Genomic DNA, 13,490 nt, shown 5'->3' with positions numbered 1-13,490 from the left:
ACCGCTTTGTGCTATCAGCGGAATCAGGTTCCATAGGTTTCAGGAAAGATCTGTCTATGTCTGCTTCTGGTGCTATTCCCCGTATTCGCAGAGCGCTTATTTCTGTTTCTGACAAGGGTGGTCTTGTTGATTTCGCCCGCTTTCTTGTGAATAAAGGTGTGGAAATCCTGTCTACTGGTGGGTCTGCTTCCCTTCTTGCCAAGAATGGAATTGCTGTGCGTGAGGTTTCTGACGTAACCGGTTTTCCTGAAATGCTGGATGGACGCGTCAAAACCCTTCATCCCAAAATCCACGGCGGTCTCCTTGGTGTAAGGGGTAACAGGGTTCATGAAGAACAAATGGAACAATACGGGATCAACCCGATAGATCTTGTTGTGGTCAACTTGTACCCGTTTGAGGAAACGGTTGCGGCGGGTTCGGGTTTCCAGGATTGCGTAGAGCAGATTGATATTGGTGGGCCGGCCATGATCCGGGCCGCGGCAAAGAACCATGATTCCGTAACGGTCGTTGTTGATCCGTCTGACTATGCCCGTGTTATGGAGGATATGACCGTACATGACGGGGCAACCAGCCATGATTTGCGTCGGCAACTGGCCGCTGCGGCTTATGCCCGGACGGCGTGCTATGATGCCGCTATATCAAATTGGTTCTCCCGGCAGGTTGGAAGCACCTTCCCGTCTCGTATGGTTCTTGCCGGTCGTTTGAAACAAACCATGCGCTACGGTGAGAATCCTCACCAGAGCGGGGCTGTCTATCTTACGGGGGAACAGCGCCCCGGTGTTGCAACAGCAACGCAGATTCAAGGCAAGGAACTGTCCTACAATAACTTTAACGATACCGATGCTGCTTTCGAGCTGGTTGCCGAGTTTTCTCAAACCGCCTGTGTTATCGTCAAGCACGCCAACCCGTGCGGGGTTGCTGTTGCCGACACAGTGCGTGAGGCATACCGCAAGGCCCTGTCGTGTGATACAGAGAGCGCCTTCGGGGGGATCGTTGCTTTCAACCGCTCTCTGGATGCAGAGACAGCACAGGATCTTTGTGACCTGTTTCTTGAAGTTATTATTGCGCCTAGTGTTGATCCTGAGGCCAGCCGTATTCTTTCTGCAAAAAAGAATGTCCGTGTTCTTGTCACGCCCTCCCTTCCGGATCCCCGTTCAAGGGGGGTGCAGGTTAAGGCGATTGCGGGCGGTCTTCTGATACAGGATCGTGACATCTTGGTGGCAGGCGAGGATTTAAGGGTTGTCACCAAGCGTCAGCCATCGGAGCAGGAGATGCGCGATATGCTGTTTGCCTTTACGGTTGGTAAGCATGTCAAATCGAATGCGATTGTTTATGCGCGGAATTTGATGACCGTTGGCATTGGTGCGGGGCAAATGAGTCGGGTTAATTCCTCCCGCATAGCGGCATTGCGTGCTGCCCAAGCGGCAGAAGCCAACGGTGAGAGTCAGAGCTGGGCTGTGGGATCCGTTGTTTCGTCGGATGCATTTTTTCCCTTTGCAGACGGTCTCCTTGCTGCGGCAGAGGCTGGTGCAACGGCCGTGATACAGCCAGGTGGTTCCATTCGTGATGAAGAGGTCATAAAAGCTGCAGATGATGCAGGACTTGCCATGGTATTTACCGGCACGCGTCATTTTCGTCATTGAGATGGTTGAAGGGTGAGATGTTTCACGTGAAACATCTCACTCGGGCTTGTCTGCCTTCGGAGCAGAGGCCCCTGCTTCCTGTGATCCTATCACGCGTTCGACGCGGGCGATGTTTTTCTGGGTGACAGTTACATTCTTGGTCATGCCTTCGGCGGCATAAACCTCTAGAGCTAATGAAAAACGCTCCAAGGCTTCACGCAGTATGGCCATGTCGTTGCTGCGTTTTCCTTCAGCAAAGCGGCAGGCGCCGATATTGTTCTGTATGTTGGCCCATTGTTTTGGTTTCTTGTCGCGGCTCCAGACTTCTGTGATGGACTCAAAAACGCGACTGGCACGTCCCAGTATTTCGCTGTTTCCCGAGAATTCCCCTATCTGGGTCATGACGGACCCCATGTTGTTCTGAAGCTCCGCCCATGAATCTGGTCGCCATGCCTTATTCCAGGATCGCGAGGCTTCAAAGTAGGCATCAACAGCAGAACGCATGAAAGGGATTTTGCCTGTTGACTGTCCAAGGCGGGCCAAGACACGAGCCATCTGTGTGTTCAGAAACGCGTTCTCGTCCGGGAACAGTTCCAGCGGGTATGTTTCTGCCGCCATACGGAAGTGGCTGACAAACTCTTCTGTTTTCTGAAAGTCATCGCTGCGTAATGCCAGCTCGGTGGACAAAACGGCAAAGCGTGCCCGTGCGGCACCAACCTGTGCTGCTGTCAGGCCTTCCTTGGCCTTGGCCAAGGCATCCTTGGTCAGGTCGAGAGCCTTCTCCAGCAAAGCCTTTTGATCTGTCCGGAACCCGGAAGTTATCAGTGCCCCGGCATAGAAAAGCTGAATCGATGCTTCCCCGGCGGGGGACAATCCGCCCATGCTTCCAACAAGCTCGTCTATGCTTTGTGGGAGCTCTCTTAGCCGGTCTGAACGATTCCGACGTGTCCCGTCTGTGTCACAGCATATAGCCGTCAGGGCCGCAACCGCTACAATCTCGTCTGTTCCATTCAGGGGAAGTGGAAATTCGACAAGATCACCGGAGAACAGGACGCAGCTCACAGCTTCCGTATCCAGTCTGGCGGGGATAAGACGCAGGCGCAGGGTATTGTTGGCGGTGATATGTCCACCCAGAATGCCGCCAACTTCTTCAGAAGCAGCCATTATTCTGGCTTTTCTGACCATGGCCGCCAAGGAGCTTGGCAGAACCTCATTGTCATCAACAGGTGCTGTAATCTCGGTGGTACGTACGATCGACAGCCCGGGTACTTTGCCCAAAGACTTTGCGATAGATTCTGTTACCGAGCCGTTTGTATCATTCTCGAATGTCAGGAGAAGAACACGAAGCGCAGTTGCCCCGCCGGAATCGTCTTCATCGACGTTCCCTGTGCCTCCGGGTTTTCCTGAAAGCGCTCCGAATATTGCCTTCAGGATATCCATCAAAACATCAAAAAATGACATGGATGTCCTGTAGCCTAGCTGATTTTTCCTGTAAGAACGGTACGGTTATCGCGCCTTTCCTTCAAGGCCGAGTCCTCGATTCGTGCCGAGGATGCCACGAATCATAATCAGGAAGCCGCTCTGGAGCCCCTAGAAATCACTGCATCGTCCGTTGCGTTCCCAGTCACCGAAGCGCGTTGGTTCCGCCCCTCTTGGGCCGCCAATTTCAGTCATAGAGGCTTCTTCTTGTTGGTTTTCTGGTTCTGAATCGGGGGATGTAACTACGGCCGGATTATCTGGGACAGGGTCTGGAGGAGCAGACATAATAAAATCCTTACAGAACAAAATAGTAGCAATGAGTACTTGACGTATGGACATTGCGTCCCACGTCATAGCATAGACGGAATGCAGGCGTATGTCTGCTTCAGAAGGTAACAGGGTAAGGATTTCAGGTTATGCGTTTTGCCCGTACGGCTGTTCTTCTCGCTGCGATGACCGGGCTTTTTCTGGCCGTTGGCTATCTAGTCGGCGGAGCTGGTGGTGCGCTGCTGGCCCTGTTTATGGCCGGGGCGATGAACATGTTTGCGTACTGGAACTCCGATCGTCTGGTTCTGTCCATGTATGGGGCTAGGCCCGTTGATCGTACGTCTGCCCCCGGGCTTTATGGGATTGTGGAGCATCTGGCAGGTCGTGCCTCTATGCCGATGCCAAAGGTCTATGTCATAGACAACCCACAGCCCAATGCCTTTGCAACCGGCCGTAACCCGGAGAATGCAGCTGTTGCCGCAACAACGGGTCTGCTTGCCCTTCTGAATGAAGAGGAAATTGCCGGTGTGATGGCCCACGAACTGGCCCATGTGCGCAACCGCGATACCCTGACCATGACCATTACGGCGACGCTGGCCGGTGCGATCTCCATGCTTGGTAACATGGTTCTTTTCATGGGAGCATCACGGGGTTCTGAAGAAGGTAACAGCAGCCCGCTTGGATTTGTTGGGTCCCTGCTGTTGATGATCCTGGCCCCCTTGGCCGCAATGTTGGTGCAGACCGGAATTTCCCGTAGCCGGGAGTATGAAGCCGATCGTATTGGTGCTGCCATTTGCGGAAACCCACTGTGGCTTGCTGGCGCTCTTGCAAAGTTGGAGCGTGGAGCCAGCCAGATTGACAATCATGCAGCAGAAGCCAACCCGGCAACGGCCCATATGTTCATTGTTAACCCCCTGCACGCGCGGTCGATGGACAATCTTTTCTCAACACACCCCGCAACGGCTAACCGGATCAAGGCTCTTCAGGATATGGCGCAGGAATACGGCATACATCCGCACGACCGTAAAATAAATTCATCTGAAAGAGATGGGGGGCAAACGTCACCATGGGAAAAAACGCCGGGTCACCGCAGAGGCCCTTGGGGATAAGAGCTGTTTGTCATGACCCAAAATGAAACGGGAGACTTTGTCTATGGTCTCCCGTTTTTTATATAAGTTCTGCGCAGGTATTCCGAGCGTATCTAGTCGAAAAGACCCGCCATTTCGTTTTCCTCGTTCTTCAGGGCATCGTCCCATGCGTCAATCAGGGCATCTTCAGGCAGAAGAAGGGATGGCTTTTTCACCTCTTCTTTTCGGAGAGGGTGATCCTGTTTCTTCGCAAAGCCCATGGCAAAGGCATAGTTGTCCTCTTCTTCGTTCCCCTCTGCGCGGCGCTGGTCCGAGCTGTTGTCTGTCGGGTTGTTCAGGCGGTAGAGGATATCATCAAGCTGCGCGAGACTTTCATAGTGAATAAGAATACGTCCGCCGCGCCCTTCAAACTCGATGTTGACTTTCAAGCCCAGGATACGGGCAAGGTCTTTTTCCAAGGCCATGGTGTCAGAGTCTTTGCTTACCCTACCCTGTTCGGGCTTGGTTGCCTTGTTGGCGGGGGTCTTGCGTTTGCGGACACCCCCCTTTTCTGTTGCCAGGCGTTCGGTCTGGCGAACATTCAGGCCTTTCTTGACCACAACATTGGCCAGTGAGACCGGGTCTTCTGCATTCAGCAGGGCGCGGGCGTGTCCGGCAGAAAGGGACCCATTGCGCAGGAGAACCTTTACGGGGTCCGGCAGTCCCAGAAGACGCATCATGTTGGCAACGTGACTTCTGCTTTTGCCCAGTGTTCGTGACAGGTCATCCTGATTGTGCTGGAACTCTTCCTGTAGACGACGATACCCTTCTGCTTCCTCAAGGGCTGACAGGTCGCGGCGCTGGAGGTTTTCGATCAGTGCAACTTCAGCGGCGTCCCGGTCGGAAAAATCACGAATGAGAACAGGAACTGTTTGCCTCCGGGCAATCTGTGCTGCCCGCCAGCGCCGCTCTCCCGCGATGATTTCATAGCGCTTTGAGTCCTCGGGGAGCCGACGGACCAGAATAGGCTGGATGATGCCTTTCTCGCGTATACTTTGGGCCAGGTCGTCCAGGCCCTCTTCATCAAACTGTTGGCGCGGCTGGAACCGACCGGATTGCAGAAGTTCGACAGGAACATCAACGGGCGTGCGTGTGGTTGCGCGCGTGTTTCCGGACTTTCCTGTTTCGGAGACAGCTTCATCACTGTCTTCCCCGAACAGGGCAGAGAGCCCCCTCCCCAGTCCCCGGCGTGGTTTCTCCTCGCTCATATCGCCATCTCCCGCTCACGTTTGAAAACTTCCCCGGCCAGGTGAACGTAAGCCTGTGCTCCGGAGCTGCGCAGGTCATACAGCAAAACAGGCTTTCCATGCGAGGGTGCTTCGGATACCCGTACGTTACGCGGAATAACCGTGTTGAAAACCTTGTCACCAAAATAGCCGCGTACATCACTCTCGACCATACCCGACAGATTATTGCGTTTGTCGAACATGGTCAGAACAATACCCTGAATGCCAAGGTGTGGATTAAGGGTTCGTTTGACCCGGTCAATCGTCTTCATCAGATGGGAAATGCCTTCAAGGGCAAAGAATTCACACTGAAGAGGAACTAGGACCTCGTGCGCAGCAACAAGGGCATTCAAGGTCAGCAGCCCTAGTGCGGGGGGGCAGTCTATCAGGACATAATCATAGTCTTGTATCGCTGATGACAGGGCTTTTTTCAGGCGGAATTCCCGCTCTGTCATATCCACAAGCTCCAGCTCTGCCCCTGCAAGATCAACACCTGAGGGGATAATGCTCAGTCCGGGGACAGATGTCCGGCACACAACTTCTGCCAGCGGGAGATCTTCGGTCAGGATTGCGTATGCATTGCGCTGACGTTGAGCCCGTTCAACGCCCAAGCCGGTTGATGCATTTCCCTGTGGATCCATGTCGATGACAAGGACACGCTTTTTGACCGCAGCCATTGCGGTGCCAAGATTTATGGTGGTTGTGGTCTTCCCAACCCCACCTTTTTGGTTGGCCACGGCAATAATTTTTGGGCCTTTGGCCGGTAGATCATAGCTCACGGCGTACCTCGCTTAGTCGCAGAATGGTCGCGTTTGCATCGGTCAGGCTGGGGAACTTTTCGGTGCGTAGTGTCCATGTTTGTTGAGCTCCGGTCAACTCGATATCGGCAGTCTGTCCTTTGGGGAACAGGCAAATTGTGTGTTCAGTCCTGAACTTGGATGAAAGATCCAGAAGCTTGTCCAGCGATGCCAGCGCCCGTGATGTGATAACATCGACAGGGCATACCGTGGCAGCCTCAATACGGGTGGCATGAACGGTAACGGATGTACCTGTTTCCCTGGCGACCTCACGCAGGAATGCGCACTTGCGTTGGTCTGATTCAATAAGATGAACGGTATCGACCCCCATTATCGCTAGGACCATGCCGGGAAATCCGGCACCGCTGCCTATGTCTACCAAGGTCTTTGCTCCTTGAGGGAGCAGTGTCCACAGTTGTGCAGAATCAAGGAAATGTCGGCGCCAAAGATCTTCAAGGGTAGATGCAGAAACAAGGTTGATGCTTTTCTGCCATTTGCAGAGGAGGTCTGCATAAAGGGCAAGACGCTCCATCGTTTCACGTGAAACGCGCGATGTGGTCTGAAATTCTTTGAATGTCAGCGGGACAGACAACGACAAGTGCTCCGGTATATCGGATAGGTGTTTCACGTGAAACAACAGGGGGAGGGCTTCAGCCTCCCCCTGTATACCCGGTCGTGCCTTTATTGGAAAGCCTTCAGGCGGCGGTCTCGCGTCGTTTGCGGACATGAACCAAGAGGGCTGTCAGTGCCGCAGGTGTGATGCCCGGTATTCGCGCGGCAGCGCCTAGTGTTGCGGGCTTGGTCGCGTCCAGCTTGAGCCGGACTTCAGCCGAAAGGCTCCCAATATTGTGGTAGTCGATGTCATCTGGCAGAAGAAGGTCTTCGTCTCGCCGATAAGCCGCAATGTCGGCCATCTGACGCCCTATGTAACCGGCATAGCGCCCTTCGATTTCCAGCTGTGATGCAATATCGGGAGCAATTACGCCAAGTTTTGGCCAGATCTGACGCAGGCGGTCAAAGGTGACATTCGGATAGCTGAACAGGGCAAGGGCATTGCGACGAACCCCATCTTGGTTGATGCGGATGTCGTAAGGCTCCAGCTCCTTCGGGGTTGCGGAAAGACTTTCCATCAGCGCTCGACCTTCTGCCATGGCCTTTTCCTTTTTACGGAAAGCGACCATACGATCAGGACCCACGACACCGATAGCGATCCCCTTCCCGGTCAGGCGCAGGTCTGCGTTGTCTGCGCGCAGCTGCAGCCGATATTCTGCGCGGCTTGTGAACATCCGGTACGGTTCCTGTGTCCCCAGCGTGACCAAGTCGTCAATCATGACACCAAGATAGCCCTCGGCCCGATCGGGCACAAAAGCATCATCGGCTGGAGTACCACCCGCCAGAAGGGCTGCGTTGATGCCAGCCACAAGACCCTGTGCCCCTGCCTCTTCGTAGCCTGTTGTTCCGTTGATCTGGCCGGCAAGGAACAGGCCCTTTGCTTTCTTTAGTTCAAGTGATGGGCGCAGCTCCCGCGGATCAACAAAATCATATTCTATGGCATAGCCCGGACGCAGGATCGCGACAGCTTCCAGCCCCGGAATGGAGCGGATCAGAGCCGTCTGCACATCTTCCGGCAGGCTGGTTGATATGCCATTCGGGTAGACGGTCGGGTCGTTCAGGCCCTCTGGTTCCAGAAAGACTTGGTGACGGTCCTTTTCCGCGAAACGAACCACTTTGTCTTCAATGGAAGGACAATAGCGTGGCCCGACACTCTGGATCTGGCCGGAGTACATCGGGGCACGATTAAGGTTGGCACGAATGATGGCGTGCGTTTCTTCGGTGGTCCATGTCATGCCACAAGCGATTTGGGGCGTTGTAATCTGCCCTGTCATGAAGGAGAAGGGTTCCGGCGGGTCGTCGCCGGGCTGCATCTCCAGCCCTTTCCAGTTGATTGTTCGCCCGTCAAGGCGAGCCGGAGTGCCGGTTTTCAGGCGTCCGAGAACAAGCCCTAGGCGCTCCAGTGTATTGGACAGGCCAAGTGATGGCGGCTCATCAATCCGCCCGGCAGGCCATGTTTTTTCACCCAGATGAATGACGCCACGCAGGAATGTGCCGGTTGTCAAAACAACCGCTCCAGCCTTGTATGTACGTCCGCTTGCTGTCAGTACGCCTGATACACGCCCGGACCGGTCCAGAATCAAGTCTTCTGCTGATCCTGCCTCTATGGTCAGATTGGATGTGCCGGCTAGGATATCCTGGACAGCCTTTCTGTACAGGGATCGATCAGCCTGTGCTCTTGGTCCGCGTACCGCTGGGCCTTTGCTTCGGTTCAGCATACGGAACTGGATACCGCCCTGGTCTATTGCCTGTCCCATGACGCCATCGAGCGCATCAATCTCACGCACAAGGTGCCCCTTTGCCAAGCCGCCTATGGCAGGGTTGCAGGACATATCCCCTATGGTTTCTATGCGTTGGGTTAGCAGCAGTGTACGGGCACCCATACGAGCTGCTGCAGCCGCTGCTTCTGTGCCGGCGTGTCCGCCCCCAATTACGATAACGTCAAAGTGGCTTTTCATTGTATTAAACAATCAGTGGTGATCACTATTCTGTCTTGGCGACAAGCGGCCAAAGCATGCACATGCATAGCATGAAACGCAAGCCGGTGGTATACGGGCAACCTTGTTATAGGGGATAACGCTATGACAGACTCGTCAACCTCATGCAGTGTCTTGATTTTTTTATTTACCAATACAGAAGTCGCTGAAAATAACGTCCAGCAGATCGTCAACCTCTACTCGGCCTGTAATACGACCTAGGGCACGGGCTGCAAGACGAACATCTTCTGCCATCAGTTCAAGCATTGGGGCGTGTATGGCGCGTAACAGGCTGTCGCGGCAATCCTCCAAGGCATCTCTGTGCCTTTGTCGCGTCAGCGCCGGGGGGGCATGTGCACCTGCATTTAGACGCTCCGCCACCATGGCTGTCAAGGTTGACAGCAGCTCTGTCATGCCCTCCCCGCTGCGTGTTGATAGCAGCAAGGAGTGCGCGCCAGAACCAGAAATCGTCAGCATTCTGTCTGGATACGGTGTTGCCACGTCGCTCTTGTTCAGCACTATCAGCGTGCTGGAGTCAACAAGAGACAGGGTTTCTTCATCCAGTTCAGGCCACTCTGTCAGGTCAAACACGGCAATCTTGAGGTCCGCAGTACTGGCCCGTACCCGTGCCCGGCGTATCCCCTCTGCCTCTATGTCTTCATTGCTGCTGCGCAGGCCAGCCGTATCGGCAATGGTGACCGGGAACCCTCCCAGATCCAGATGGATTTCGATAATATCGCGTGTGGTGCCGGCCTGGTCGGAAACAATGGCGGCTTCCCGCTGTGCAAGCGCATTGACCAAGCTGGATTTTCCGGCATTAGGGCGCCCGATGACAGCAATCTGGATACCGTCACGGATGCGCTCACCGCGCCGGTTGTCCGAGAGATAGGCATCAATGGTTTGAGCCAGTTCTTCCAGCCCGTTTCGTGCCGAACGATCCAGATCAGGTGGGATGTCTTCATCGGGAAAGTCTATGTGGGCTTCCATCCAGGCCAGACGTCGCACCAGTTCCTCTCGCCAGCTGTCATATAAGCGCGCCAAGGCACCGTCCATTTGCTGGAGGGCCTGGCGGCGTTGAGCATCCGTTTCGGCCTGTATCAAGTCAGCCAGGCCTTCAACCCGGGTCAGATCCAGTTTGCCATTCAGAAAGGCCCGGCGCGAGAACTCACCGGGTTCGGCAATCCGCACACCATCCATACGACGAATGGTCTGCAGCAAGGCATCGGTTACAGCTTTTCCTCCGTGCCCCTGAAATTCAGCTGTGTCTTCGCCTGTAAAGCTGGCCGGACCGGGGAACCACAGGACAAGCCCATCATCGAGCACATCTCCTGTTCCGGGGTCACGAAATAGGAATCGTGTAGCCTTGCGTGCTTCTGGCAGGCGGCCACAGAGTGCGGTAATCACGTCGCGTGCCCGTGTGCCGGAAACGCGGGTTACAGCAACACCAGCTCTGCCCGGCGCTGTGGCTGTTGCAACAATCGTATCGTTGGTGATCATTGGGATGCCTGACGGGCTTCCAAGTCAGCGGGGATGCGGTCCTGTGGATTTAGCATCAAGCGCTCCACACGTTTTCCGTCACGGATATGGTTGACCAGAATGGCATCAATATCGTCCCGTGTTCGTGGTGCGTACCACACACCTTCGGGGTATATGACCAGCACGGGTCCCAGCTCGCACCGGTCCAGGCACCCTGCTTGCTGAGTGCGGATGCGGTCTGTCAGTCCCAGTTCTTTTGCGCGTGCTTTCATGTAGTCACGTAGTTTTACGGCTCCTGAACGGGCGCACGAACCACGGCTGTGGCCTTCCGGCCGTTCGTTTGTGCAGATAAAAACATGGATGCGGTAATAAAGGTCGGGATCCGGGCAGGACACGGGGTATTCCTCGTACAGGATTCTCTAGCGCTCCTTTTATGGGCCCCTGTTGCCGCTTTTGTCATCCCCTGTGAAGTGTGACCAGAAAAATTTCTGCATCTGCTCCAAGCCCTGAACTTGAGCTGGTAACCAGCTTTTCATAAGGGTGTCCGGATCAATGGCCTGCAACTGGTTCATCATTTGTTTATGTATTTCGGCCAGAAGAGCATCCTGCATGGGGCGGACGTCTGGTAATCCCAGAAACGTGCGGGCTTCTTCAGGCGTACAGTCGATATCAATCTCGATTTTCATGCCAACCCTACGATCTGGTTGATACGGAAAGCACTTTTCCGGAGAAAGCCCCCGGTCTGTCGTGCTTGCACACTCTACCTGTGAATATCCCGGGTAAAATTTGTTTTGTGTCAGACTTGCCTGCATGGCAAGACCGCCGCTAATTTGGCTTTGGTTTTGTCTGTCTGGATGGATTTTTTACAGTGCCCCATGTTGTTTTGCACAGCCCCCTCGGGTGGATAACCCTGTTTGAGGCTGATGATTGCCTTGTTTCTCTGGATTGGGGGCGGGGTATGGAGGCGGGCTGTGAGGAGACCCCCCTTCTGAGAGAAGCCGGGAAGCAGCTGGAGGCATGGTTCGACCGTCGTCTGGAGCACTTTGACCTGCCCCTTGCCCCGGCTGGCACCGCATTCACTGCCCGTGTACGGAATGCCCTTTGCGCTATTCCTTTTGGCGCAACGCAAACCTATGGAGACCTAGCGCAGACCGTATCATCATCTCCCCGTGCTGTGGGTATGGCGTGTGCGCGCAATCCCCTGCCTATACTTGTTCCCTGTCATAGGGTTCTGGCTGCGGGGGGGCGTCTTGGCGGGTATTCTGCGTTTGATGGCCTGCAGAGTAAGGCTTGGCTTTTGCGTTTTGAGCAGAGTGCGACGGTCACATCCTGACAGGATGTTTCACGTGAAACATGAAGAGAGGTGAGGTGTCATGAGCGTCTGCTGCGTTTTGCAGGCAGCGGGGGCTGTATACGTGCCAAGAGGGCATCCAGAGTAGCAACGGCCTCATCATCCAGATAGCGAATACAGGCCCCGAGACGGTTGGCAAATGCTGTGGTCTGCGGTGACAGGCCAGAGGTATCAAGTGTTACTTTGGGTCTTGAAACCTCGGCCAAGTTTTTCAGGGCTTCGGCTTCATCCCAGATAAGTCCGAAATAACCGCATAACTCAAGAACAAGGCCAGGGCCAGGTTTGCCTCGTTTTCCATGCTCTAGGGCAGACAGATAGGCTGCAGATACATTGAGATCGGCAGCCATCTGTTGCAGGGTGATGCCCCGCTGGTGTCTCAGGTCACGAATTCTGGCTCCAAACGGGGTCACGTGCTGTGTCCTGCCTATACCTGCTCTGGAGTATTTTCCTGTTCAGGACGTGCGGCTTCTGCCAATCGATGCCGATAAAGGGCGGCAAAGTCGATCGGCTGCAGCATCAGCTGCGGGAAGCCGCCGTCGCGCGTTACATCGGCGATAATGTTCCGGACAAACGGGAATAACATCCTTGGCGCCTCGATCAGCAGCAGGGGCTGGAGGTGATCAGCTTCAACCGGATTTGCCTGAACGACGGCACCGTAGGCAAGCTCCAGCATAAAAGCGGTCTCGGCACCAACGTCAGCCTTGACTTCAACATGCAAAACAACTTCGAAAACATTGCCATCCAGGTGGCGTGCCTTGACGTCAGCGCCAAAGGATACCGCCGGAGCCTGTTCGCGCATTTTATGGAAAATGACCGGCGTTTGTGGTGCTTCGAAAGATAGGTCCTTGATGTACTGGCTTTCAATGGCCAACATCAGTGGCGGTGCGTCTGATGTATTGTCTTCCGGTGTCGTTGTATGATTCTGTGCGTCAGTCGTCATAAGGGGCTCCCTGTTTCAGATGCTTGGCATACCCCTAGCATGGAATGCATGACCACGGAACCCTGCGTTATCCCTCTTGTTCATTCAGCAGGATCGGGTCTGGCCATTCCGGTCATATCCAGCAGAAATGTCGCGGTATTCACCGTCTATTGCAGGGCTGGATGTTATATGGCCTTCTTCTGCTTCTGACGAAGCAGGCTTGCCTTCCTGTTTCTTGCGTCTTTGGGCCAGAAGGGCTGCCGTGGTACGACGCATGGACGGGATCAGCAGGAAAAGCCCCAAGGCGTCCGTCAGAAAACCTGGTGTGACCAGAAGCAGGCCCGACACGACCATAAGAGTTGCTTCGACCATGTCTTGCAGGGAGATTGTATTCTTTGCCCAGGTTCGTCCATCCAAAGGTGCCAGCCCTGCCCTATTCAGAACAAGGATTCCGCACACCCCCGTTCCAACAACCAGAATGACTGTTGGCCACAGGCCGATCGCAAGATCGACAAGACGAAACATGGTTATCTCGGCCACGGGAAAGATAACAAATAAAATAAGAAGAACCTGTGTCATGCTTGCCCTATACTGCTACAACCCTTATCTAGACCTTCAGAGCTGGTCCGGGATTCCCG

Annotated in this window: 15 protein-coding genes; 3 read left to right on the top strand and 12 right to left on the bottom strand. The window is 54.6% G+C overall.

Features of this window, described 5'->3' with window-relative positions:
- Positions 1–56: 56 nt before the first annotated feature.
- Positions 57–1,643: a bifunctional phosphoribosylaminoimidazolecarboxamide formyltransferase/IMP cyclohydrolase gene (gene purH / locus AY555_RS03785; RefSeq protein ID WP_066133660.1), complete on the top strand. Its 1,587-nt coding sequence runs from the start codon at positions 57–59 to the stop codon at positions 1,641–1,643.
- Positions 1,644–1,679: 36 nt separating this feature from the next.
- Here the strand turns inward: purH and AY555_RS03780 are convergent, their stop codons facing one another.
- Positions 1,680–3,083 carry a hypothetical protein gene (locus AY555_RS03780; protein WP_066133657.1) on the bottom strand — a complete coding sequence of 468 codons (1,404 nt, stop codon included), beginning with the start codon at positions 3,081–3,083 and terminating at the stop codon, positions 1,680–1,682.
- A gap of 129 nt (positions 3,084–3,212) precedes the next feature.
- Entirely contained in the window at positions 3,213–3,296 is an 84-nt protein-coding gene (locus tag AY555_RS12385) for a DUF1674 domain-containing protein (RefSeq protein WP_456071318.1), read from the bottom strand.
- A gap of 221 nt (positions 3,297–3,517) precedes the next feature.
- On the opposite strand from AY555_RS12385, the gene htpX reads away from it, so the two are divergent.
- Entirely contained in the window at positions 3,518–4,477 is a 960-nt protein-coding gene (gene htpX, locus AY555_RS03775; protein WP_066133654.1) for a zinc metalloprotease HtpX, read from the top strand.
- A 92-nt stretch (positions 4,478–4,569) separates the two neighbouring features.
- Here the strand turns inward: htpX and AY555_RS03770 are convergent, their stop codons facing one another.
- The 7 genes from AY555_RS03770 to AY555_RS03740 all read right to left on the bottom strand — a co-directional run bounded on the left by AY555_RS03770 (position 4,570) and on the right by AY555_RS03740 (position 11,268).
- Complete coding sequence (locus AY555_RS03770) at positions 4,570–5,703, bottom strand: ParB/RepB/Spo0J family partition protein (RefSeq protein WP_082811843.1); 1,134 nt, start codon at positions 5,701–5,703, stop codon at positions 4,570–4,572.
- Positions 5,700–6,500 (bottom strand): ParA family protein, encoded by an 801-nt coding sequence (locus tag AY555_RS03765; RefSeq protein WP_066133651.1) that lies wholly within the window; start codon positions 6,498–6,500, stop codon positions 5,700–5,702. The genes AY555_RS03770 and AY555_RS03765 overlap by 4 nt, the downstream gene beginning before the upstream one ends.
- Complete coding sequence (gene rsmG, locus AY555_RS03760) at positions 6,490–7,098, bottom strand: 16S rRNA (guanine(527)-N(7))-methyltransferase RsmG (protein WP_407646301.1); 609 nt, start codon at positions 7,096–7,098, stop codon at positions 6,490–6,492. The genes AY555_RS03765 and rsmG overlap by 11 nt, the downstream gene beginning before the upstream one ends.
- Positions 7,099–7,213: 115 nt before the next feature.
- Positions 7,214–9,088: a tRNA uridine-5-carboxymethylaminomethyl(34) synthesis enzyme MnmG gene (gene mnmG, locus AY555_RS03755; protein WP_066133648.1), complete on the bottom strand. Its 1,875-nt coding sequence runs from the start codon at positions 9,086–9,088 to the stop codon at positions 7,214–7,216.
- A gap of 162 nt (positions 9,089–9,250) precedes the next feature.
- Positions 9,251–10,600 (bottom strand): tRNA uridine-5-carboxymethylaminomethyl(34) synthesis GTPase MnmE, encoded by a 1,350-nt coding sequence (mnmE, locus tag AY555_RS03750; protein ID WP_066136492.1) that lies wholly within the window; start codon positions 10,598–10,600, stop codon positions 9,251–9,253.
- Positions 10,600–10,977 (bottom strand): (2Fe-2S) ferredoxin domain-containing protein, encoded by a 378-nt coding sequence (locus tag AY555_RS03745; protein ID WP_066133645.1) that lies wholly within the window; start codon positions 10,975–10,977, stop codon positions 10,600–10,602. The genes mnmE and AY555_RS03745 overlap by 1 nt, the downstream gene beginning before the upstream one ends.
- Positions 10,978–11,013: 36 nt before the next feature.
- Positions 11,014–11,268: a DUF6489 family protein gene (locus AY555_RS03740; protein WP_066133642.1), complete on the bottom strand. Its 255-nt coding sequence runs from the start codon at positions 11,266–11,268 to the stop codon at positions 11,014–11,016.
- Between the two features lie 182 nt (positions 11,269–11,450).
- Between AY555_RS03740 and AY555_RS03735 the strand changes: the two genes are divergently transcribed.
- A complete protein-coding gene (locus AY555_RS03735) occupies positions 11,451–11,915 on the top strand; it encodes a methylated-DNA--[protein]-cysteine S-methyltransferase (RefSeq protein ID WP_066133639.1) in 465 nt (154 codons plus the stop codon).
- A gap of 38 nt (positions 11,916–11,953) precedes the next feature.
- Here the strand turns inward: AY555_RS03735 and AY555_RS03730 are convergent, their stop codons facing one another.
- The 3 genes from AY555_RS03730 to AY555_RS03720 form a co-directional block, all read right to left on the bottom strand.
- Complete coding sequence (locus tag AY555_RS03730) at positions 11,954–12,343, bottom strand: helix-turn-helix domain-containing protein (RefSeq protein WP_066133636.1); 390 nt, start codon at positions 12,341–12,343, stop codon at positions 11,954–11,956.
- A 14-nt stretch (positions 12,344–12,357) separates the two neighbouring features.
- Positions 12,358–12,873, bottom strand: coding sequence for a protein-export chaperone SecB (secB, locus tag AY555_RS03725; RefSeq protein ID WP_066133632.1), 516 nt, complete (start codon positions 12,871–12,873; stop codon positions 12,358–12,360).
- 84 nt (positions 12,874–12,957) lie between these two features.
- Positions 12,958–13,431: an FxsA family protein gene (locus tag AY555_RS03720; RefSeq protein ID WP_066133629.1), complete on the bottom strand. Its 474-nt coding sequence runs from the start codon at positions 13,429–13,431 to the stop codon at positions 12,958–12,960.
- Positions 13,432–13,490: the final 59 nt, after the last annotated feature.

This window comes from Haematospirillum jordaniae (assembly GCF_001611975.1).
Taxonomy (GTDB): domain Bacteria; phylum Pseudomonadota; class Alphaproteobacteria; order Rhodospirillales; family Rhodospirillaceae; genus Haematospirillum; species Haematospirillum jordaniae.
The sequence above is the reverse complement of the archived record's forward strand: the minus strand, read 5'-3'. Positions and strand labels throughout refer to the sequence as shown.